19 protein-coding genes are annotated in these 20,868 nt (G+C 62.9%); 13 read left to right on the forward strand and 6 right to left on the reverse strand.

Annotation, left to right across the window (positions count from 1 at the left end; all coding sequences use genetic code 11):
- From ACQ4W6_RS17045 to maiA, 3 genes are all read left to right on the forward strand, one after another.
- Complete coding sequence (locus tag ACQ4W6_RS17045; RefSeq protein WP_436568358.1) at positions 1–708, forward strand: fumarylacetoacetate hydrolase family protein; 708 nt, start codon at positions 1–3, stop codon at positions 706–708.
- 78 nt (positions 709–786) lie between these two features.
- The gene (locus ACQ4W6_RS17050) at positions 787–2,148 is read left to right on the forward strand and encodes an MFS transporter (protein ID WP_436568359.1); all 1,362 of its coding nucleotides are present in this window, start codon (positions 787–789) and stop codon (positions 2,146–2,148) included.
- The gene (gene maiA / locus ACQ4W6_RS17055) at positions 2,145–2,789 is read left to right on the forward strand and encodes a maleylacetoacetate isomerase (RefSeq protein WP_436568360.1); all 645 of its coding nucleotides are present in this window, start codon (positions 2,145–2,147) and stop codon (positions 2,787–2,789) included. The genes ACQ4W6_RS17050 and maiA overlap by 4 nt, the downstream gene beginning before the upstream one ends.
- A gap of 15 nt (positions 2,790–2,804) precedes the next feature.
- Here maiA and ACQ4W6_RS17060 read toward each other — a convergent pair whose 3' ends face one another.
- The gene (locus ACQ4W6_RS17060; RefSeq protein WP_436568361.1) at positions 2,805–3,272 is read right to left on the reverse strand and encodes a MarR family winged helix-turn-helix transcriptional regulator; all 468 of its coding nucleotides are present in this window, start codon (positions 3,270–3,272) and stop codon (positions 2,805–2,807) included.
- A gap of 70 nt (positions 3,273–3,342) precedes the next feature.
- Between ACQ4W6_RS17060 and ACQ4W6_RS17065 the strand changes: the two genes are divergently transcribed.
- Complete coding sequence (locus tag ACQ4W6_RS17065; RefSeq protein ID WP_436568362.1) at positions 3,343–3,822, forward strand: DUF2798 domain-containing protein; 480 nt, start codon at positions 3,343–3,345, stop codon at positions 3,820–3,822.
- 13 nt (positions 3,823–3,835) lie between these two features.
- Here ACQ4W6_RS17065 and ACQ4W6_RS17070 read toward each other — a convergent pair whose 3' ends face one another.
- Positions 3,836–4,873: a helix-turn-helix transcriptional regulator gene (locus tag ACQ4W6_RS17070; protein ID WP_436568363.1), complete on the reverse strand. Its 1,038-nt coding sequence runs from the start codon at positions 4,871–4,873 to the stop codon at positions 3,836–3,838.
- A gap of 210 nt (positions 4,874–5,083) precedes the next feature.
- On the opposite strand from ACQ4W6_RS17070, the gene ACQ4W6_RS17075 reads away from it, so the two are divergent.
- The 8 genes from ACQ4W6_RS17075 (at position 5,084) to ACQ4W6_RS17110 (ending at position 15,819) form a co-directional block, all read left to right on the forward strand.
- Entirely contained in the window at positions 5,084–7,090 is a 2,007-nt protein-coding gene (locus tag ACQ4W6_RS17075; RefSeq protein ID WP_436568364.1) for a glycoside hydrolase family 3 protein, read from the forward strand.
- 254 nt (positions 7,091–7,344) lie between these two features.
- Positions 7,345–9,159 (forward strand): DUF885 domain-containing protein, encoded by a 1,815-nt coding sequence (locus tag ACQ4W6_RS17080; protein ID WP_436568365.1) that lies wholly within the window; start codon positions 7,345–7,347, stop codon positions 9,157–9,159.
- A gap of 61 nt (positions 9,160–9,220) precedes the next feature.
- Positions 9,221–10,171, forward strand: coding sequence for a DMT family transporter (locus tag ACQ4W6_RS17085; protein WP_436568366.1), 951 nt, complete (start codon positions 9,221–9,223; stop codon positions 10,169–10,171).
- A gap of 87 nt (positions 10,172–10,258) precedes the next feature.
- Positions 10,259–10,714, forward strand: a complete 456-nt coding sequence (gene hpaR, locus ACQ4W6_RS17090) for a homoprotocatechuate degradation operon regulator HpaR (RefSeq protein WP_436568367.1) — start codon at positions 10,259–10,261, stop codon at positions 10,712–10,714.
- A 371-nt stretch (positions 10,715–11,085) separates the two neighbouring features.
- Positions 11,086–12,249 (forward strand): porin, encoded by a 1,164-nt coding sequence (locus tag ACQ4W6_RS17095; RefSeq protein WP_436568368.1) that lies wholly within the window; start codon positions 11,086–11,088, stop codon positions 12,247–12,249.
- A gap of 28 nt (positions 12,250–12,277) precedes the next feature.
- A complete protein-coding gene (locus ACQ4W6_RS17100; protein ID WP_436568369.1) occupies positions 12,278–12,790 on the forward strand; it encodes a sugar dehydrogenase complex small subunit in 513 nt (170 codons plus the stop codon).
- 9 nt (positions 12,791–12,799) lie between these two features.
- Positions 12,800–14,407 (forward strand): GMC family oxidoreductase, encoded by a 1,608-nt coding sequence (locus tag ACQ4W6_RS17105; RefSeq protein WP_436568370.1) that lies wholly within the window; start codon positions 12,800–12,802, stop codon positions 14,405–14,407.
- Complete coding sequence (locus ACQ4W6_RS17110; RefSeq protein WP_436568371.1) at positions 14,404–15,819, forward strand: c-type cytochrome; 1,416 nt, start codon at positions 14,404–14,406, stop codon at positions 15,817–15,819. Before ACQ4W6_RS17105 ends, ACQ4W6_RS17110 begins: the two co-directional genes overlap by 4 nt.
- A 55-nt stretch (positions 15,820–15,874) precedes the next feature.
- Here ACQ4W6_RS17110 and ACQ4W6_RS17115 read toward each other — a convergent pair whose 3' ends face one another.
- Positions 15,875–16,645 (reverse strand): SDR family oxidoreductase, encoded by a 771-nt coding sequence (locus ACQ4W6_RS17115; protein WP_436568372.1) that lies wholly within the window; start codon positions 16,643–16,645, stop codon positions 15,875–15,877.
- 124 nt (positions 16,646–16,769) lie between these two features.
- On the opposite strand from ACQ4W6_RS17115, the gene ACQ4W6_RS17120 reads away from it, so the two are divergent.
- A complete protein-coding gene (locus tag ACQ4W6_RS17120) occupies positions 16,770–17,693 on the forward strand; it encodes a LysR family transcriptional regulator (protein WP_436568373.1) in 924 nt (307 codons plus the stop codon).
- A 34-nt stretch (positions 17,694–17,727) separates the two neighbouring features.
- Here ACQ4W6_RS17120 and ACQ4W6_RS17125 read toward each other — a convergent pair whose 3' ends face one another.
- From ACQ4W6_RS17125 to ACQ4W6_RS17135, 3 genes are all read right to left on the reverse strand, one after another.
- Positions 17,728–18,489 carry an SDR family oxidoreductase gene (locus tag ACQ4W6_RS17125; RefSeq protein ID WP_436568374.1) on the reverse strand — a complete coding sequence of 254 codons (762 nt, stop codon included), beginning with the start codon at positions 18,487–18,489 and terminating at the stop codon, positions 17,728–17,730.
- Between the two features lie 151 nt (positions 18,490–18,640).
- Positions 18,641–19,855 carry an ABC transporter substrate-binding protein gene (locus ACQ4W6_RS17130; protein WP_436568375.1) on the reverse strand — a complete coding sequence of 405 codons (1,215 nt, stop codon included), beginning with the start codon at positions 19,853–19,855 and terminating at the stop codon, positions 18,641–18,643.
- 90 nt (positions 19,856–19,945) lie between these two features.
- Entirely contained in the window at positions 19,946–20,866 is a 921-nt protein-coding gene (locus ACQ4W6_RS17135; RefSeq protein ID WP_436568376.1) for a beta-keto acid cleavage family enzyme, read from the reverse strand.
- Positions 20,867–20,868 lie beyond the last annotated feature (2 nt).

Below are 20,868 nucleotides of genomic sequence, written 5' to 3' on the forward strand. Positions count from 1 at the left end.
ATGACCAACTTCATTTTTGAACCTCAAGCCATCGCCGGCCTGCCTGTTCTGGGCACGGACGCGCAATTTCCCGTGCGTCGCATCTACTGCGTGGGCCGCAACTACGCCGCCCATGCGCGCGAAATGGGTTTTGACCCCGACCGCGAACCGCCATTCTTCTTTTGCAAGCCAAATGACGACAAATCCGTCGTTCCCGTCGCCCCCGGCGCGACGGCCACGGTGCCGTACCCGGTGCAGACGTCGAATTACCACCACGAGATTGAACTGGTGGTCGCCATCGGCAAGGGCGGCAGCAATATCGCCCTGGCTGACGCAGCGTCGCACATCTTCGGCTACGGCGTAGGCCTGGACATGACGCGGCGCGACCTGCAGATGCGCATGCGCGAACAGGGCCGTCCGTGGGAAATCGGCAAGGCGTTTGACTATTCGGCGCCCATCGGTGCGCTGACGCCGATAGGCGTCTCAGGCGAAATCACCACGGGCGACATCGTGCTGGAAGTCGATGGAAAAGTCGTGCAGACCAGCGACTTGACGCATTTGATCTGGTCCGTCAATGAAGTCATTGCCAACCTGTCGACCCTGTTCGAGCTGCAGCCGGGCGACATCATCATGACGGGCACGCCCGAAGGCGTGGGCGCCGTCACCAGCGGCCAGACCATGGAAGCGCGCATCGCCGGTTTGACGCCGATCAAGGTCGCCGTGCAGTAAAACCCCCGGGCCAGCGCGGCACAGATCGCGCAGCCCAATCGCACCACTGGCACCACGAATAATAATAGAGGCAAGACAATGAGCACCCATGCAGGGACAGATGTCCAGCAATTCCTTGACCAGCATCCCTTTTCGCGCTACCAAAAGCTGATCCTGTGGCTATGCTTCCTGATCGTCGCCATCGACGGCTTCGACACGGCCTCGATCGGCTTCATCGCACCGGCCATCCGCGCCGAGTGGGGCTTGACGCCGGCCGCGCTGGCGCCCCTGTTTGGCGCGGGCCTGTTTGGCCTGATGGCCGGTTCCTTCCTGTTCGGCCCCCTGGCGGACCGCTATGGCCGCCGTCCCGTGCTGATATTCTCGGTGGCTTTCTTCGGCGCGGCCAGCCTGCTGTCGGCCTGGTCGACGGACTTGACGATGCTGCTGGTGCTGCGCTTCCTCACGGGCCTGGGCCTGGGCGGCGCCATGCCGACTTCCGTCACCATGACGTCCGAATACTGCCCGCAGCAGCGCCGTTCCGGCCTGGTGACCATGATGTTTTGCGGCTTTACCATCGGTTCGGCGCTGGGCGGCCTGGCCTCGGCGCAGCTGCTGCACCTGATCGGCTGGCGCGGCGTGCTGATGCTGGGCGGCGCCTTGCCGCTGTTGCTGGTGCCCGTGCTGCTGCTGGCGCTGCCCGAGTCCTTGCGCTGGCTGGTGCTGAAGGGCCGTGACGCCAGCCAGGTGCTGAACATCGCGCGCCGCATCGCGCCCGCCATGGCAAGCTTGCCGCGCCTGATCGTCAGCGATAAAAAACTCGCCGGCTCGCCAGTGGCGGAATTGTTTCGTCCCGGCGTAATAGGCGGCACCTTGCTGCTGTGGTTCACGTTTTTCATGAGCCTCCTCATCATCTATCTGCTCTCGAGCTGGATGCCGACCCTCTTGAACGGCAATGGCCTGTCGCTGTCGAATGCTTCGCTGGTGACGATGATGTTCCAGGTGGGTGGCACCGTCGGCGCCATATTGCTGGGCCGCTGGATGGACCGCTACAGCCCGCATAAAGTCCTGAGCATCGCCTACCTGGCCGCCGCCGGCTGCATCGTCGTCGTGGCCCTGTCGGGCAGCAGCCTGGCCTTGCTGGTGCTGGCTGTGTTTGGCGTGGGCTTCGGCGTGAGCGGCTCGCAAGTGGGCGCCAATGCGCTGGCGGCCGCGTTTTACCCCACCTCCAGCCGCGCCACGGGTGTCAGCTGGGCGGCAGCCGTGGGCCGCAGCGGCTCCGTCCTGGGCTCCATGGGCGGTGGCTTGATGCTGACCCTGAAACTCGATAACGAAACCATCTTCTTCTTGCTGGCCATTCCTGCTGTGCTGGCATCCCTGGCGCTCTTGGCCATGGGCCGTTTGATGCGCAGCCGGGGAAAATCGAGCCCCGTTTGCGCCACCCTCACTGAAAGTACTGTATGAAACTACATGGCTATTACCGCAGCTCTGCGTCCTACCGCGTGCGCATCGCGCTGAACCTGAAAAATCTGGAGGCCGACACGGCTTACGTGCACTTGAGCCGCAACGGCGGCGAACAGTTCGGCGCGGCCTTTTCCAGCCTGAACCCGCAGCACCTTCTGCCCGTGCTGGAGGACGAGGGCGCGGTGCTGACGCAGTCGCTGGCCATCATCGAGTACCTCGACGAGACGCAGCAAGGGCAGAAGTTGCTGCCGGCTGACGCCCTGGGCCGCGCCCGCGTGCGCCAGCTGGCCATGGTCTCGGCCTGCGATATCCACCCGCTCAACAATCTGCGCGTGCTCAATTACCTGACGGGGCCTTTGGCCCTCTCGCAAGAGCAGAAAAACACCTGGTATCTGCACTGGACGAACCTAGGCCTGGCCGCGCTGGAAGCGCAGCTAGCCAATGACCCGCGCACGGGCCTGTTCTGCCACGGCGACACGCCGACCCTTGCCGATTGCTGCCTGGTGCCGCAGATTTACAACGCGCTGCGTTTCAAGTGCGACCTGGCGCCATATCCGACGATACGCCGCATCGTGGCGCAATGTGAGGCGCTGCCGGCGTTCCAGCAGGCGCATCCCGACGCCCAGCCCGACGCAGAGTAGCGGCCAGGCGGCAATTCAAGGCGCCGCCAGCGCCTCCAGCTTCGCCTGCAGCGTCACGAGCATCTGCGCCAGGCGCTGGTGATCGGGCGCCGCCATGCCGGCGAACAACTCGCCAGCCAGGCGCGTTTCCAGCGCTTCGAACCACAGGCATTTTTTCACGCCCGCCGCCGTCACGCTCAAGCGCCAGGCGCGCTTGTCCTGCGCGTCGGGCGTGCGCAGCAACCATCCCAGCTCTTCCAGCTCGCGCGTCATGCGCGCAATCTGCCCCTTGTCGCGTCCCATGGCTTGCACCAGTTGCCGCTGCGCGCCGCCCGGATTGCGCCAGCACAAACATAGGGCGTGCAAGTGCAGCGGTCCCAGTCCCTGGGCTTGCTGCGCATCGGCCTGCATCCAGTCTTTGAGTACCTGTTGTGCGCTGCCGAAGACGGTCATGAAGGCGACAAAATTATCGCGGGCGGGTGCAGCGGTAGCGTTTGTCATCATGGCATTTGGTTGACTTAATCAACTTGTTTGGGTATCGTTGCTATTATCAACTACTTTGAATGCCATTGCCATGCCTGCTCCATCCGTCGTTAAAAGGCCGTCGCTGACCTTCCGCCAGATCCTGCCCGACCTGATCCTGCTGCCCTCCATCGCCTTGCTCTTGAGCGGCATCATGACCTGGGCCAACGTGGGCCTGGGCGATGCGTTCTTTCCTCGCTGGGGGCGCGGCTTCCTTACCAGCCTGCTGATACTGCCGCTGATTCTGGTCTGCCTGGGCGTGCTGGAAAAAGGCGTCGACCGGGCCATGGGTGGCGCGCACTGGGTGGCGCGCAAGCTGGTCGTGGCGTTGCTGACGGCTTGCCTGATCGAAAGCGTGCTGGCGCTGGCCGTCACCGCCATCAATCATGGCGTGGGTGATGGCTTTGGCGCTGCCTGGTGGGTCGCCTTCAGCCGCTCCTTGCCGGCCGGCGTGGTGATTGGCCTGTTCATGTGCTTTTACATGAAGCCGAAAATGGACAGCATGCGGGCCGCCGCGCGCGCCGCCGCATAAACGCTTCAGCACTCTAGCGCCCGGCAGCATCGCTGCGGTAGCGCGCCGGCGGCAGCGCGAACTGCGTCTTGAAGAAGCGGGTAAATGCGCTTTGCGAGGAAAAGCCCAGGCGGTCGCCGATTTCCGCCACGCTCATGCTCGTTTCGCGCAGCAAGCGGCGCGATTCGCGGCTCTTGGCGCGCAGTTCCAGCGCGCGGAACGAGGTTTGTTCCTGCTGCAACTGGCGCTGCAAGGTCCAGCGGTTCATCGCCAGGCCGTCGCACAGGGCTGGCAGCAGCAAGGCGCCGTCGGCATCGCCCGTGCCCTGGTTCCCCAGTAAATCGAGGATGGCTTGCTCCACGCGGGCCGAAAACAGCTGCGCGCCCTGCAGCTGTTGTAATTGCCCCTGCGCGTGGCGCAGCGCGTGGGGCGCCAGCATGGCGTTGAACTGGGCGAACGGCAGGTCCAGATTGGGCGCGTCAAACACCAGCGTATTGCGCGCTTGGCCGAACGCGGCGGCGGCGCCGAAGCATTCGGAGATGGCCGGCGCAAAGCGCGGCGCCTTGCCGCGGAAATGCGCCTGGAAAGCCGTGGGCGCGCCCATGTCATAGGCGCGCGCGACCAGGGCCAGCATGCGGAAATTGGCCAACGCCTGCATCGCGCCCCCTAGCGGGCAGAATTCGGACAGGTATTCGATCTCGATGCGCGTGCCATTCTCACTCATCAGCATGAAATCAAATTCACCGATCAGGCCGCGCAGGTGCAGCAGCTCGTGCAGGGCGCTGCGCAGGGTGGGGCGGTTGAAGCAGACGTGGGCGACGCCGGAAAAATGCGCGAACCAGTGTGTGACATCGAGGTCGAGGATGCCGCAGTGCGGCGGCACGTGCTGTGCGTAGGCGACCATGCGGCGGTGCCGCTCGGCGTTGATGCGTCCGCCCGGTTCATTCAGTTGCGCGGGCGTGATGCCCGTCTGGCGGACAAAGTCGGCAGGATCGTGGCCATCGGCCTGCATGGTGCGTGCGCATTGCTGCGCAATCCGGTTTGAAACCGTGCGCGTATCGTGTTTGTGCATGGGTGTCTCCCGCTTGTTGTAGTAATTTTTCACAAATATTAGCACTTTGTAGGAAATTGTTGCTGGCAGTGCCGCCCAAACAAAAATTGTTCTCGCGGGTATAAAACGCGTGCTGCGCAGTCAAAATACGCACGGATTGTCAGGCTATATTGTTTGCGGGCCGGCCTTGCTGCCGCCCATATACCTACAAAAACAATCTAGGAGATCATCATGCATTGCACTATGAAACCGATGGCCCGCGTGGTCGCCGGCTGCGTCGCCACGCTTGCCCTCGCCGCCTGCGGCAACGACACCGTCAGCGAGGAGTACACGCAGCCTGTGTTCGGCGCCACCACGTACAATCTGCTCAAGGTCAACGGCTATACTTTCAAGGACATGAACCGCAGCGGCAAGATCGAGCCGTACGAGGATTGGCGCCTGTCGGCCGAGGCGCGCGCCGACGACCTGCTGTCGCGCATGACGCTCGATGAAAAGGCCGGCCTGATGATGCACGGTACGGCGCCCACCCTGGCGGACCCCTCCGGCATCGGCCTGGGCGGCGCGTATGATTTGACGGCCTTGCAAGACCTGATCGTCAAGCAATACGTCAATACCTTCATTACCCGCATGGCCGGCGACACGGCCAACATGGCGGCGCAATACAACAAGCTGCAGGCCTTGAGCGAAGCTTCGCGCCATGGCATTCCCGTCTCCATCAGCACCGACCCGCGCCACCATTTCCAGTACACGGTGGGCGCCAGCGCCGGTACCAAGGGTTTTTCGCAGTGGCCGGAAACCCTGGGCCTGGCGGCCATCGGCGACGATGCACTGGTGCGCCGCTTCGGCGACATCGCGCGCCAGGAATACCTGGCCGTGGGCATCACGCAGGCATTGTCGCCGCAGGCAGACCTGGCCACCGAGCCGCGCTGGTCGCGCATCAACGGCACCTTTGGCGAAGACGCAGACCTGGCCAAGCGCATGGTGCAGCACTATATCGAGGGCTTCCAGGATGGCAACACGGGCTTGCATGACGGCAGCGTGGTGGCCGTCGTCAAGCACTGGGTCGGTTATGGCGCCACGAAGGAAGGCTTCGATGGCCACAATTACTATGGCCGCTACATGACGTATCCGGGCAATAACTTCGCCTACCACGTGAAACCGTTCGAAGGGGCGTTTACGGCCAAGGCGGCTTCCGTCATGCCCACATATGCCTTGCCGGACGGCAATATTACGATCGATGGCATCACCCTGGAACAGGTGGCGGCCGGTTTCAGCAAGACCATGCTGACGGACTTGCTGCGCGGAAAATATGGCTTCGAGGGCGTGATCCTGTCCGACTGGGGCATCACCTCCGATTGCGATGCCAATTGCCGCAACGGCACGGCGCCGGGCGTCGCGCCGTCGTTTATCGGTTTCGGCACGCCGTGGGGCATGGAAGACGCCACCAAGGCCGAGCGCTACGTGAAAGCCGTCACGGCCGGGATGGACCAGTTTGGCGGCGTGACGGAAGCGCCGTACCTGACGCAAGCCGTGCAGCGGGGCCAATTGACGCAAGAGCGCATCAACGCGTCGGCGCGGCGCATCCTGGTGCAGAAATTCAAGCAGGGCCTGTTCGAGCATCCGTTCGTCGATGCGGCCAAGGCCGCTGCCACGGTGGGCAACGCTGGCTTTGTCGACGCTGGGCTGGACGCGCAGCGCCGTTCGCTGGTCTTGCTGGAAAACAAGGACAAGGTCTTGCCGCTGGCCGCTGCCGTGAAAAAAGTGTACTTGTATGGCATCGACGCTGCCGTGGCGAAGCAGTATGGCTACACGGTGGTCGCTACGCCGCAGGAAGCGGACGTGGCCCTGCTGCGCGTGGCCGCGCCGTATGAAACACTGCACCCCAATTACATCTTCGGCAGCATGCAGCACGAGGGCCGCCTCGATTACATCGATGGCAACGCCGACTACGAAGCGATCAAGAACGCGGCCAAGTATGCGCCGAAGACAGTGGTGACGGTGTACCTGGACCGCCCGGCCATCCTCGGCAACGTGCAGGACAAGGCCAGCGCCATCATCGCCAACTTTGGCGTCAGCGACGGCGCGCTGTTCGATGTCCTGACGGGCAAGGCCAAGCCGCAAGGCAAGCTGCCGTTCGAACTACCATCATCGATGGCCGAAGTGCAGGTGCAGAAATCGGACGTGCCGTATGACACGGCGCATCCGCTGTACAAGTTCGGCTACGGGCTGGCGTACTAAAACGCATCGTTCAGGATAGGGAAATCGCGCTGCGCTCCTGCATGGAGCGCAGCGTCCCTGCGGCCAGCTGGCTGGCGGGCGGCGCCTCCCGCGCTTGGTGTGGGTCTGGCCCAGGTAGCCGGCGCCAAGGGGGGGCTGTCCAGCTTGTCACGCCCTGGAATCTGCCGGCCCTGAATGGACGCAATTGACAGTCGTGCTGGCCTGGCCGATACTCGCCGCTTCGCTCATCGCTCACCTCAGGAAGGAAATCCCCGATGTCCGTCACGCCGAAATTGCAGCAGACCGTCCTTGCCGCCCTGTTCTCCACCGCGTTTGCCATGCCCGCCATGGCCGCTGCCCCCGCCGTTACCGCCACTGCGGCCGCCTGGGTCGATGCCAGCAACCGCAATGCCGCCATCGTGCTGGCGGCGCAGGCGCAGTTCTCGCCTGAAAACGCCTCCGACACAGGCCTGGCGCAGTATGACGGCCTGGCCACCGACCTGGGCCCGAAGATCACCGAGCGCTATGTGGCCGCCATGCAGCAGGCGCGCGCGCAGCTGCAGCAGAAGCTGGCGGCGGAAAAGGATGAACGCATCGCCCAGGATTTGCAGATTTTGACGGCCGCCGTCGACCAGGAAATCGCCGGTGCGCAGCTGGACGCCAAATACACCTTGCCGTGGGTCGATGTGCCGCAAATGGTCTTTGGCAGCATGCAAAGCCTGCTGCAGGAGCAGCGCCCGGCCGCGCGCCGCGCCAAGGCACTCGAACGCCTGCAGCGCTACGTGGGGCAATATCCGGGCAGCACGCCGATCACCACGCAGGCGAAGGCGCGCTTCACGGAAAAAATTGGCCAGAAGGGCCTGGCCGGACCCGTGCGGCTGCAGGTGGAGCAGTCGCTGGAAAACCTGCCAACGTACATCGCCGGCATCCGCAAACTGTTCGCCGACATGCAGATCGCTGGAGCCGAGCCGGCGCTGGCGGTCATGGAGCAGCAGTTGAACGCGTATGCGGCGTGGGAGCGGGAAGTGGTGCTGCCTTTGTCGCGCACGGATTTCCGCATGGCGCCCGAGCTGTATGCGTTCCGCCTGAAGCAGGTGGGCATCGATATCGAGCCGCGTGCGCTGGTCGAGCGGGCGGAAGTGGCCTACCTGGAAACGCGCGCCGCCATGCAGGCGCTGGCGCCCGTGGTGGCAGCCAGGCTTGCGCTGAAGGGTGTCGACGCGAATGACTACCGGCAGGTGCTGCGTGCGCTGAAAAGCGACTCCATCCCCAACGAACAGCTCGAAGCGCATTACAAGGGCGTCAATACGCAGTTAGAGGAGCGCATTCGCCAGCAGCGCGTGGTCGATGTGCCGCAGCGCGCCATGACCATGCGCCTGGCGTCGGCAGCCGAATCGGCGGCCCAGCCGGCGCCGCATATGCGTCCGCCTCCGCTGATCGGCAACACGGGCGAACATGGCCAGTTCGTGCTCACCGTCAGCAACCCTGCCGCCAGCGGCAAGGGCGAAGCGTATGACGATTTCAATTTTGCCGGTGCCGCCTGGACCTTGAGCGCGCACGAGGGCCGTCCCGGCCACGAGCTGCAGTTCAGCGCCATGGTGGAGCGTGGCGTGTCGCAGGCGCGCAGCCTGTACGCGTTCAACAGCGTCAACGTGGAAGGCTGGGCGCTGTATGCGGAAGCCGAGATGATCCCCTACGAGCCGGCCGAAGGCCAGTTCATCGCGCTGCAGTTCCGCATGCTGCGCGCCGCGCGCGCCATGCTCGACCCGATGCTGAACCTGGGGCAAGTCACGCGCGAAGAGGCGGGACGCATCCTGACGGATGAAGTGATGCTGTCGATGCCGATGGCGCGCCAGGAGCTGGACCGCTATACTTTCAACATGCCGGGCCAGGCAGGCAGCTATTTCTATGGCTATACGCGCATCTTGCAGCTGCGCGCGGAAACGGAGCTGGCGCTGGGCGATCAATTCGACCGCCTGGCGTTCAACAACTTCCTGCTGGGCCAGGGCTTGCTGCCACCAAGCTTGCTGGCCAAGGCCGTGCGCGAGCATTTCATCCCCGCGCAGCGCAAGGCCAAGGCCAGGGGCTGACGGTATTGTCCGCCGCATGCCATACTGGCGTCCTCTGATATACGACGTGAAAGTGGCGGGCATGTGGCGTGGAATCGTATTTGGCTTGCTGGCCGGCGCCTTGTGGGGCGCCGTTTTCATTGTGCCGGTACTGCTGCCCGATTTTTCCCCGCTCGAGCTGATGCTCGGCCGCTATGTCTGCTATGGCGCACTGGCCGCCGCCCTGATGCTGCCGCGGCTCTTGCCCTTGCTGCGGCGCTTGCGGGGCAGCGACTGGCTGGCCATGCTGCGCCAGGCGCTGGCCGGTAATGTCGTGTATTACCTGCTGCTGGCGTACGGCGTCAAGCTGGCCGGCGTGGCGCCCACCTCGCTGATCATCGGCTTGCTACCCCTGAGCGTGACCATTTTCGGCCACAAGGACCACGGCGCGCTGCCGCTGCGGCGCCTGGCCTTGCCGCTGCTGGTGGTGGCCTTGGGGATTGCCTGCATCAATATCGATATCTTCAGCCATGAAGGTGTTGCTGGCGCGGCCGGCGCCACTTTGGCGCACAGGCTGCTCGGCGTGCTGAGCGCCGCCTGCGCACTGGCTTGCTGGACCTGGTATGCGCTCGATAACGCCCGTTTTTTGAAGCGCCATGCGCATTTCAGCGCCGTGGAGTGGGCCATGCTGTATGGCCTGGCCAGCGGCGTGATCGCCCTGCTGGTCGGCGCCGTGGCGTTGCTGCTGCAGCCTGCGGCACTGGCCGATGGGGCGCCGGCGCGCAACTGGCCGTATTTCTGGCTGGTGTGCCTGCTGCTGGCGCTGGGGGCTTCCGTGATCGGCAACTACTTGTGGAACATGGCGTCGCGCCTGGTGCCGGTCACCTTGTCGGGCCAGCTGATCCTCTCCGAAACCCTGTTCGCTCTGCTGTATGGCTTTGTGCTTGCACAGCGCATGCCGCGTCCGCTGGAATGGGCGGCGATGCTCTTGCTGGCGGCGGGCGTGCTGTGGTCCGTGCATGCGCATGCCCGCGATGAGGGCAGGGCGACGTAGGGGGAATACCTCGCTGCCAAGCTGCCGTTGCCTGCGGACGAGTCGTATAATGACATTAATGATGCCAGTCTTCCATGGGAGTTCCGCTTGCAGTTACCGATCCGTTATCCGAACATGCCGCAACTGCTGCTGAAGGCCCGCGACAGCCTGCTGCAGCACTTCCGCCCCATCCTCAATCATTTCGGCGTGACCGAGCAGCAGTGGCGCATCATGCGCGTGCTCAATGAAAGCCCGACCCTGGAACCGCGCGAACTGTGCGACATCTGCCAGATATCGAGTCCCAGCATGAGCGGCATCCTGGCGCGCATGGAAGAAATCGGCTTGATCGGGCGCAGCAAGTTCGAGGGCGACCAGCGCCGCCGCAAGGTGCACCTGTCGGAAGCGGGCGCCAGTTTGCTGTTGCAGATGGGCAAGCTGATCGACTTGCAGTACGCAAGCCTGGAAGCTGCCTATGGCAAGCAGATTTTCGACGACATGCGCGGTGCGCTGGAAGCCTTCATCGCACTGGAAACCCTGCCAGTGGCGCCAGCCATCCTGCGCTGAGCGGCAGTCCCCGCCACCCCTCGCTTCCCCTCTCCTGAGTATCTTCCGGTACGTGCTTTTTGCCACGTGCCGCCGCTGCCTTTTCCATGTCTGCCACACCCATTGCTGCGCTCCGCCGGGCTTGCGCTCGCGCGTGCGAGTGTTTTGCTATAAGACAAAGGAATGTTTTGCTATAAGACTATGCCTTATAGTCAATCACTTACATGTGAGCAAATAAGCGTATAATTTGCGCACTTGATCTACATCAAGAAGAAAAGCGGACGCACCGGCAGTTGTGCCGAGCGACAACGCGGCGCCAAAACTCGTAAGACGTCGACATGACGACAATACTTGGTAGGCGTACAATAAATCAGGAAAATCAGGAAAATATAATGAAAAATACTTGCATGCGCGCTGTGGCGCTGGCTGCTGCTTCCCTCATCGGCGCAAACGTTTGCGCCCAAAGCAATGTGACCATCTATGGCGTCGCCGACACTGCAATGGTGTACGCGAGCAACCAGGGCGGCAACTCGAATACCTACATGCGTAGCGGTAACTTGTCAGCCAGTAAGATCGGTTTCCAGGGCGTGGAAGACCTGGGCGGCGACCTGAAGGCGCTGTTCCTGTTGGAAAGCGGCTTCGAACTCGATAGCGGCGCGCAAAGTTCGGCAGGATCATTGTTCAACCGCCAGGCGTATGTCGGTTTGCAATCGAAGGCCTACGGTACGCTGACGGCTGGCCGCCAGTACACGCCGTCTTACCTGCTGGTTGGTTCTTTGGCGTCGAGCAACATCGTCACGGGCGCCACCGGTGCCCATCCAGGCGATATCGACGGTCTCGATACGACCGTACGCATCAGCAACGCGCTGACCTACAGCATGCCAGCATGGCGCGGCCTGCAGGCAAGCGCGCAATACGGTTTTGGCGAAGCAGCCGATGGCAATGCCATCGGCAGCAGCTTTGGCGCCGCCGTCAAGTACAGCGCCTCGCCGGCCGAGTTTGCGCTCGGTTACTTGAAACTGCGCAACGGCGATACCGGCACCGGCTGGAATGGTGCATCGGGCAGCTTCGGCATCTCGGCCATCAACCAGGGCTACGCTTCGGCCGAAAGCGCCCAGTTCATCACGGCGGCCGCCCGCTACACGGTCGGCAAGCTGATGGTGGGCGCGAATGCCAGCAATGTGCAATACGAAGCGGGCAGCCGCTCGGCCTTCCGCGACACCGCCATCCTCAACACGGTCGGCCTGATCTCCAGCTACCAGCTGACACCGCGCTGGTTCCTGGGTGCCGCCTACAGCGATACGCGCGCCACGCGCGCCAATGACATTGGCAGCCGCGCCAGCTACAAGCAGTTGTCGCTGGAGCAGACCTATATGTTCTCCAAGCGCACTTCCTTCTACATCGTCGAAGCGCGCCAGCTGGCACGTGGCCAGACCCTGGGTAAGGATGGCAGCATCGTCAACGCCGTTGCTTCGGTCGGTGATTCGCAAAACGGCACGCCGTCCTCGAATGGCGGCCAGACGGTTGTGATGGCCGGCCTCAAACATTCTTTCTGAACAGTTGCTGAACTCACGGGAGCTTCAATTGGACGCTACAAATAACAAGGGCAAGAGCCCTTTCAATCCCGGCCGCCGCATGGTGCTGGCCGGTTTGCTGTCGGCTTCGGCCGCAGCCCTGATTCCCTGGGCGCTGGCCGAGCCGGTCGCCGATGCGGAGCAGGGTGCCTTTTTGGCCGTATCGGCCGTGCTGGTAGGGCGCCAGGTGCTCGAACCAGGCCTGGCCACGCGCATTTACAAGGCGCTGGTAGCGCAAGACGCTGCCTTTCCGGCCAACGTGCGCGCGCTGCTGACGCTGATCAATGCCGAGGGCTTGACGAGCGCAAACATCCAGGCTGCGCTTGATGCTGCCGAATCGAAGCTCGCTGCAGTACCGCGCCAGATCGCCAGCGGCTGGTACCTGGGCATCGTCGGCACCGGCGAAGCGGCAGTATGCGTGGCCTACGAAGAGGCGCTGAACGCGGCCGTCGTCGCCGACGTGCTTGTCCCCCCCACGTATTCCTACGGCGCCTACGGCAGCTGGGCAAGAAAACCAATTTAAGGAGCCATCATGGCTGAACAACTCTCTGCCGATTACCTCGTGATCGGTTCCGGCATCATCGGCTCCCTGGCAGCGCGCAAGCTCGCGCTGGCCGGCGCCTCGGTGCTGATCCTGGAAGCAGGTCCGCGCGTCTCGCGCGGCGAAATCGTCGCGCGTTTCCGCAACACGACGCGCCGCAGCGACTGGATGTCGCCGTATCCGTCGGTCGCCACGGCGCCGCACCCGATCTACGCGCCGAAGGATAATGGCCATCTGGTGCAGGCCGGCCCGTATCCCTACCCGGCCGAATACATCCGCCAGTTCGGCGGCACCTCGTGGCACTGGGCCGCGCAGGCCTGGCGCAATGTGCCGAACGACTTCCGCATCCATACCTTGTATGGCGTGGGCGTCGACTGGCCGATCAGCTATGAAGACCTGGAGCCGTTCTACCAGGAAGCCGAAGAAATCATGGGCGTCTCGGGCGCCGACAACACCGGTTCGCCGCGCAAGCAGGCCTTCCCGATGGAACCGGTGACGGAGCCGTTTGCGATGCGCCGCATCCGCGAACGCCTCGATCCATCATATAAAGTGGTGGGCAACACCGTGGCGCGCAACAGCGTCAGCTACGATGGCCGCCCGGCCTGCTGCGGCAACAACAGCTGCCAGCCGATCTGCCCCATCGATGCGCAATACCACGGCGGCATCGCCGCGGTGCAGGCAGAAGATGCCGGCGTCAAGATCGTGTGTAACGCCAATGTGTACAAGCTTGAGCACGACGAGCAGGGCCGCATCACCGCTGCGCTGTATTACGACGTGGACAAGAAGAGCCACCGCGTCACTGCCAAGACCTTCATCCTGGCCGCCAACGGTATCGAAAGCCCACGCCTGCTGCTCGTCTCCGCCTCGGACAAGTATCCGAAGGGCCTGGCCAACAGCAGCGACATGGTGGGCCGCAACCTGATGGACCATCCGAGTACCTCGATCACCTTCGACGCCGATGAAGACCTGTGGCTGGGCCGGGGCCCGCAAAGCCCCAACTCGATCAACACCATGCGCGATGGCGACTTCCGCAGCCAGCATTCGCCGTACCGCCTGGACTTCACGAACATTTCGCGCGTCGATGGCGCGTCGAAGGAATTGATCGGCAAGGGCGTCTTTGGCGAAGAGTTCGAACAGCAGCTGCGTTTCCGCTCGGCGCGCGAAATGAGCCTGAAGAACGTGCTCGAAGTGCTGCCGAATCCGGAAAACCGCATTGCCCTCAGCAGCGAAAAAGATGCCATGGGCATCCCCAAGCCGCAGGCGCACTATTCGATCGCCGACTACACCAAGCGCGGCCACGAGCGCTCGAAGCAGGATTTCGAGCAGATCGCCAAGCTGATGGGCGGCACCAACTTGCGTCACAGTAAGGAAGGCGTATTTGCCAACAACCAGCATATCTGCGGTACGCTGTCGATGGGTTCCGATCCGGCCAAGGCGGTCTGCGACCAGTGGGGCCGCACGTTTGACCACGCGAACCTGTTCTTGTGCAGTACCGGCGTGCTGCCCACCTCGGGCACTTGTAACTCGACCGAAAACGGCCTGGCCGTGGCCTTGCGCACCGTCAAGCACATCCTCGACGAACAGGGAGCAAAAGCATGATGGCGACCTTCAAAATGGCGGCAGGCGCGGCACTGCTGTCCCTCGTGGCCATGCCGGTGCTGGCCGCCGACACGGCCGTGCCCGATGCGGCGGCGATCGAACGGGGCCGCTACCTGGCCACGGCAGGCGACTGCATCGCCTGCCATAGCGTGCCTGGTGGTAAGCCGATGGCAGGTGGCCTGTCCTTGGCCACGCCACTCGGCGCCATTGTTGCAACCAATATCACGCCGTCCAAGACGCATGGTATCGGCAACTACACGCTGGCGCAGTTTTCAAGCGCGGTGCGCCACGGCGTGCGCGCCGACGGCGCCAACCTGTACCCGGCCATGCCCTACACGGCGTATGCCAAGGTGAGCGACGCCGATACGGCGGCCATGTATGATTACTTCATGCATGGCGTGGCAGCGGTCGATGCGGCGCCGGCGAAGCAGACGGACTTGCCGTTCCCGTTCAACATCCGTCTGTCGATGTCGGGCTGGAACATGCTGTTCCTCGACAAGAAGCCGTTCGTCGCTGACGCGTCCAAGAGCATGGAGTGGAACCGCGGCGCCTACCTGGCGCAAGGCCTGGCCCACTGCACCACCTGCCATACACCGCGCAATGCGCTGATGGCAGAGCAACTGTCAAAGGAACTGGGCGGCGCCGACCTGGGCACCTGGTATGCGCCGAACATCACCTCGGACGTGAACAGCGGCGTGGGTGCCTGGAGCCAGCAAGACCTGGTCGACTACATGCGTACTGGCCGCGCGGCAAACAAGGCGCAGGCTGCCGGACCGATGGCCGAAGCCATCGACCATAGCCTGAAGCACTTGAGCGACGCCGACCTGAACGCCATCGCGCATTACGTCAAGAGCGTGCCAGCCGTACGTGATGCGGCGGACACGAAACCGGTGACGCAATGGGGCCAGCCTGGGAACGAGCTGGGCGCGATTCGTGGCGTGCCGCTGCCGCAGAACCTGAACAAAATGTCAGGCGCGCAGCTGTACGATGCGCAATGCGCCAGCTGCCACCATGCCAAGGGCGAGGGTAGTGTCGACGGCACCTTGCCATCGCTGTTCCATAACTCGGTGACGGGCCGCAGCAACAGCAACAACCTGGTGATGGCCATCCTCGATGGCGTGGAACGCCAGGATGGCAAGGCTAGCCATGCTGCTGGCCACGCTGCAGGATATGTCATGCCGGCCTTCCGCCAAACCTTGTCGGACGAGCAGATTGTTACCTTGGGTAATTACGTGCAGAAGATGTACGGCAATCCAGACGTCAAGGTCACGGCGGAACAGGTAACGACCTTGCGCAACGGCGGCCCTGCCTCGAACCTGATCGGCCTGGCTCGCGCCGGCATCATCGTCGGCGTGCTGGTGCTGCTGGCCTTGCTGCTGTGGTGGCGCGGCCGCCGGCGCAAGGCGGCGTAACGCAGTAATGGAGTAAGTCCCAGAAGCCGGCTGCCTTGCAGCCGGCTTTTTTCGTTTACGCGGCAAAGCCGCCATCGATCTTCAGCCCGGCGCCCGTGACGAACGCTGCTTCCGCGCTGGCCAGGTAGGCCACCATGCCGGCGATTTCATCGGCCGTGCCGTGGCGGGGCAGGGCCATCAGGCCGTGCATCAGGTCGGCGAAGTCGCCCGTGGGCGGATTCATGTCGGTGGCGACCGGGCCCGGTTCGACGTTGTTGATGGTGATGCCGCGCGGTCCCAGGTCGCGCGACAGGCCTTGCGTCAGGCCGCTGAGTGCCGATTTGCTCATGGCGTAGGCGGCCGCGCCGCCAAATGGCATGCGGTGCGCATTCGTGCTGCCGATGTTGATGATGCGCCCGCCCGACTGCATGTGCGGCACGGCCGCCTTGATGGCCACGAACACGGCGCGCACATTGATGGCCAGCGTCTTGTCGAAGTCTTCCAGCGAAAAATCGTCGATGGCGCCCGGCAGGAACACGCCCGCGTTGTTGACGAGGATATCGATGCGGCCAAACTGCGCCGCCACCTTGTCGATGGCCGCTTGCAGGGCTGCTGCGTCGGCCGCATCGGCTTGCACGCCCAGCGCCTTGCCGCCGGCCGCTTCCACCGTGGCGGCCAGCGCCTGTGCTTCGGCAGCGGCACGTTGATAGGTGAAGACGGTGGTGGCGCCCTGGCTGGCCAGGCGGAGCACGATGGCCGCGCCGATGCCGCGCGAGCCGCCCGTGATAAAGGCGATCTTGCCCAGCAAGGGCAGGGAGGTGGCAGCAGTGGTGGAAGTGGTTTGCATGATGTGCTTTCTGTGGGTGGCGAGTCAGGAAGGCCAGTATCTGCCTTTCATTGCATGCGCGGTAGCCATGAATCGCTACAATCACTTTCAACCAGTACTATCAAATGAGCAAGTAGAATAGGGCATGGATGCACTCAATCACTTGCAATCATTTGTGCTGTCGGCCGAGATGGGCAGCTTTTCGGCGGCCGCGCGCCGCCTGGGCCTGACGCCGGCTGCCGTCAGCAAGAACGTGGCGCGCCTGGAGGCGAGCCTGGGATTGCGGCTGTTCCAGCGCAGCACGCGCCGCCTGACCCTGACGGAAGGGGGCGAGCGCTTCCTGCAGCAGATTGGCGGCGCTCTGGCGACCCTGCGTGAGGCGATCGCCGGTGTGGCCGAAGAGGGTGGCCAGCCTGCCGGCGTGCTGAAAATCAGCATGGCACCGTCGTTCGGACGTAGCTATGTGGTGCCTCTGCTGGGCGACTTCATCGAGCGCTACCCGGGCGTGATCCCTGACTGCCATTTTGACAACCTCCAGGTGGACTTGATCGGCGAAGGCTTTGACGTTGCCATCGGCGGCGGCATCGAGCTGACGCCCGGCGTGGTGGCGCGCGAACTGGGACATGCGCATATCGTCGCCACGGCCTCCCCAGCCTTCATGCGCGGCAAAACCATGCCCGCGCATCCGCTGGACCTGGCGCTATTCGATGGCGTGGCGCGCCGCTCGGCCGGCAGCGGGCGCTTGCGCAGTTGGGTACTGCGCGACGGCCAGGGTGGCGAAGGCGTGGCCGAATGCCGGCCGCGCGTCATCTTTGACGACCCCGAAGCGATGGCGCAGGCAGCCATCATGGGCGTCGGCGTGGCGCTGCTGCCCATGCCGCACGCGCTGGCCCACTTGCGCAGCGGCGCCCTGATCAGGCTGCTGCCCGGCTGGCATGCCGATTCCGGCCCCTTGTCCGTGTACTATCCCAGCAAGAAGCTCTTGCCCGCCAAGACGCGCGTATTCGTCGATTTCCTGATCGAGCAGTTTCGCCAGCGCGATTTCGCCGCGCAGATGCGGCCTGATTGAGCGATCCGATCGGCGCGCTGCACGGGCAGGCCAGTTACTGCGTAGCCTTCGAGTCGCCGTCGATGGGGAAGGACTGGCCGGAGATGGTGCGCGCATGCTTGCCACACAGGAACTTCACCAGTTCGGCGATATCCTGCGGATCGATGAATCGCTTGACGGCCTGGTTTTGCAAGGCGGCGTCCACTTCTTCCTGCACCGTCTTGCCAGAAACCTGGGCGCGGCCTTCGAACACGTTCATCAGCCGTGGCCCGTCGACGGCGCCGGGATGGATGGTGTTGCAGGTGATGCCGAGCGGTCCCAGTTCCAGCGACAAGGTCTTGGCAAAGCCGACCAGGCCCCACTTGGTGGTGGAGTATGCCGAACGGTTGGGGTAGCCAAAACGGCCGGCCAGCGACGACATGATGATGATCGACCCCTGGCTCGATTCCTTCAGCAGTGGAATCGCCTGCTGCGTCACGTAGAAGGTGCCGTTCAGGTTGACATTGATGGTCGATAGCCAGGCGGCCGGATCGTAGTCGGCGACGCTGGCTGTGGGGCCGGACAGGCCCGCATTGTTGACCAGGATGTCGAGGCCGCCAAGCTGGGCGCGCACATCGTCGAACAGGCGTTTGACGGCTTGCGCATCGCTGATGTCGGTGACCGATCCGGTGATCAGCGGATGGGCTGCGGTGACCTCCTTGACGGCCTGCGCGTTGACATCGGCAATATGCACGCGCGTGCCATCGGCGGCCAGCGATTTGGCGATCGCCAGGCCTATGCCGCTGGCGCCGGCGGTGATCAGTGCGCGTAGGGCCATAGTCGCTCCTTGTTAAACTGAGTTGAGCGCAAATAACGCTTATACCATAGGAAATTCCGGGCGGCGGCCGGTGTCGCCGGTTCCATGTTCAGTTCGCGGATGATGCGCATCATCCGCTCGACTTGCGCTTCCTGAAAAGACGGCAAGTGGATTATTTCCACAGACCACATTTGGATTCGGATTTAGTCGTATAAGCTTGTTCGCCTGGGATGGTTTGCAGCACCTTGTAGTAATCCCATGGATATTTCGATTCTGCGGGTGTCTTTACTTGCATCAGGAACATCGAGTTAACCATGCGACCATCCGCCCGGACATAGCCGTCCTTGACATACATGTCGTTAAGCTTTTTGCTTTTCAAATACGCCATTACTTTGTCGGCGTCATCGGTGCCAGTTGCTTTGACGGCCGCAAGATATTGCGTCACTGCCGAGTAATCGGCTGCCTGGAAGCTGGAGGGCATCTTTTTCATCTTGGCGAAATAGCGCTGGGCCCATGCGCGCGTGTCAGGATTCATGTCCCAGTACCAGCTGTCGGTCAGGTACATGCCTTGAGCAATACGCAGCGTCAGCGCATGGATATCGTTGATGACAAATATGAGCCCGGCGACCTTCATCGATTTGCCAATGGCGAATTCGTTGGCGGCCTTGACCGCATTGACCGCATCCTCGCCGGCGTTGGCCAAGCCCAGCACCTGCGCCTTGGAACTCTGCGCTTGCAGCAGGAACGACGAGAAATCGGCAGCCGCCAGCGGATGCTTGGACGAACCGAGCACCGTACCGCCGGCGGCCTTCACCACCTTGCTTGTCTCACTTTCCAGTGACGTACCGAATGCATAATCGGCGGTCACAAAATACCAGCTCTTGCCGCCTTGCTTGACGACGGCGGTGCCGGTTCCCCGCGCCAGCGCCACAGTGTCATAGGCATAATGGATGGTGTACGGTGAGCACGCTTCGTTGGTCAGGCGCGCACTGCCTGCGCCAATCGAAAAAAATGGTTTCTTTTTTTCTTCAGCGATTTTTGCCATTGCAAGGCTCGCCGCCGAATTGGTTCCTGCGATCAGGACGTCGACGCCTTGCACGTCTATCCATTCGCGCGCCTTGGAAGAGGCAATATCGGCCTTGTTCTGATGGTCAATGGTCAACAGTTCGATTTTCTTGCCATTGACTGTGCCGCCAAAATCTGCGATTGCCATTTTCATGGCCACGACGCCGCCGGCCCCATCCGTATCGGCAAACGGGCCTGACATGTCGGTGACAAAGCCAATCTTGACAGTATCGCCGGAGATTTGCGCGCTGGCGATGTGGCTGAACCCCAACCCGGCGATGGCGGATACGGCGAGAGAAAGCGCTTTTAGTTTGGTGTGCATGGTATTTCCTTTTAGATAATACGAACGGTTCCAAGCTGTCCAGGGACAGGTTTCTTGCCGTGTGCGCCGCGTGCGATTACAGCGTCAATCTCAAGGCATCGCGAATTGGGGTTTGACATGCGTGTCACTGCGCGGTAAGCCCATCATGACACGTGCCTCGGCCGGCGTCGCCGGTTCCATGTCCAGTTCGCGGATGATGCGCACGATACGCTCGACTTGCGCGACGTTGGTCGACAATTCGCCATGCCGGTAATACAGGTTGTCTTCCAGGCCCACGCGCACGTGGCCTCCCAGCAGCAGTGCATGCACCGTTGCTGGCAATTGCTTGGCACCGATCGCACTGACGCAGAACAGCGAATCCTTCGGCAGCAGGTCGACCATCATCTGCAGGATTTGCGGTGTATAGGGCAAGCCGCCCTGGAAGCCTTTTTCCGCGCCGATGACGATATTGCAATAAAACGGCGCCACGTCGAAGCCAGCGGCGATCAAGGTACTCATGTCTTGCAGGATGTGCGCGGGATTGAAGACTTCCCATTCGGGCTTGATGCCCTTTTCCTGCATCCGCTTGGCCAGCTCGAGGCAGCGCGACGGCGCCGTGTTGAGCAGCAGTTCCTTGCCGCCAAAGCTGGCGATGATGGTGTGCGAATCGAGCGTGCACATTTCGGCGCCGGCATCGAGCCCTTTCAGGCGCTGCTCGAAATCGATCTCCCAGAAGCCGTCGTCGATCTGCTTGATCATGTCGCCGCTGACACCGCCGCCGGTCGAGTTATTGATGATGATGTCGCATTTCGCGCGGATCGCCTCATTCATTCTGCGGTAGATGGCCGCATCGCAGGTGGCGCCGTCGTCGGGGCGGCGCGCATGCAGCGCCACGACGCTGGCGCCGGCGTTATAGCATTCGATGACGTCGGCGGCGATTTCGTCCGGCTGGGTCGGCAGATGCGGATTTTGTTGCTTGCTTGCCATGCCGCCCGTAGGCGCCACAGTGATGATGACTTTTCTTTTTGCCATGA

Source organism: Janthinobacterium woesei (assembly GCF_051380875.1).
GTDB lineage: Bacteria > Pseudomonadota > Gammaproteobacteria > Burkholderiales > Burkholderiaceae_D > Janthinobacterium.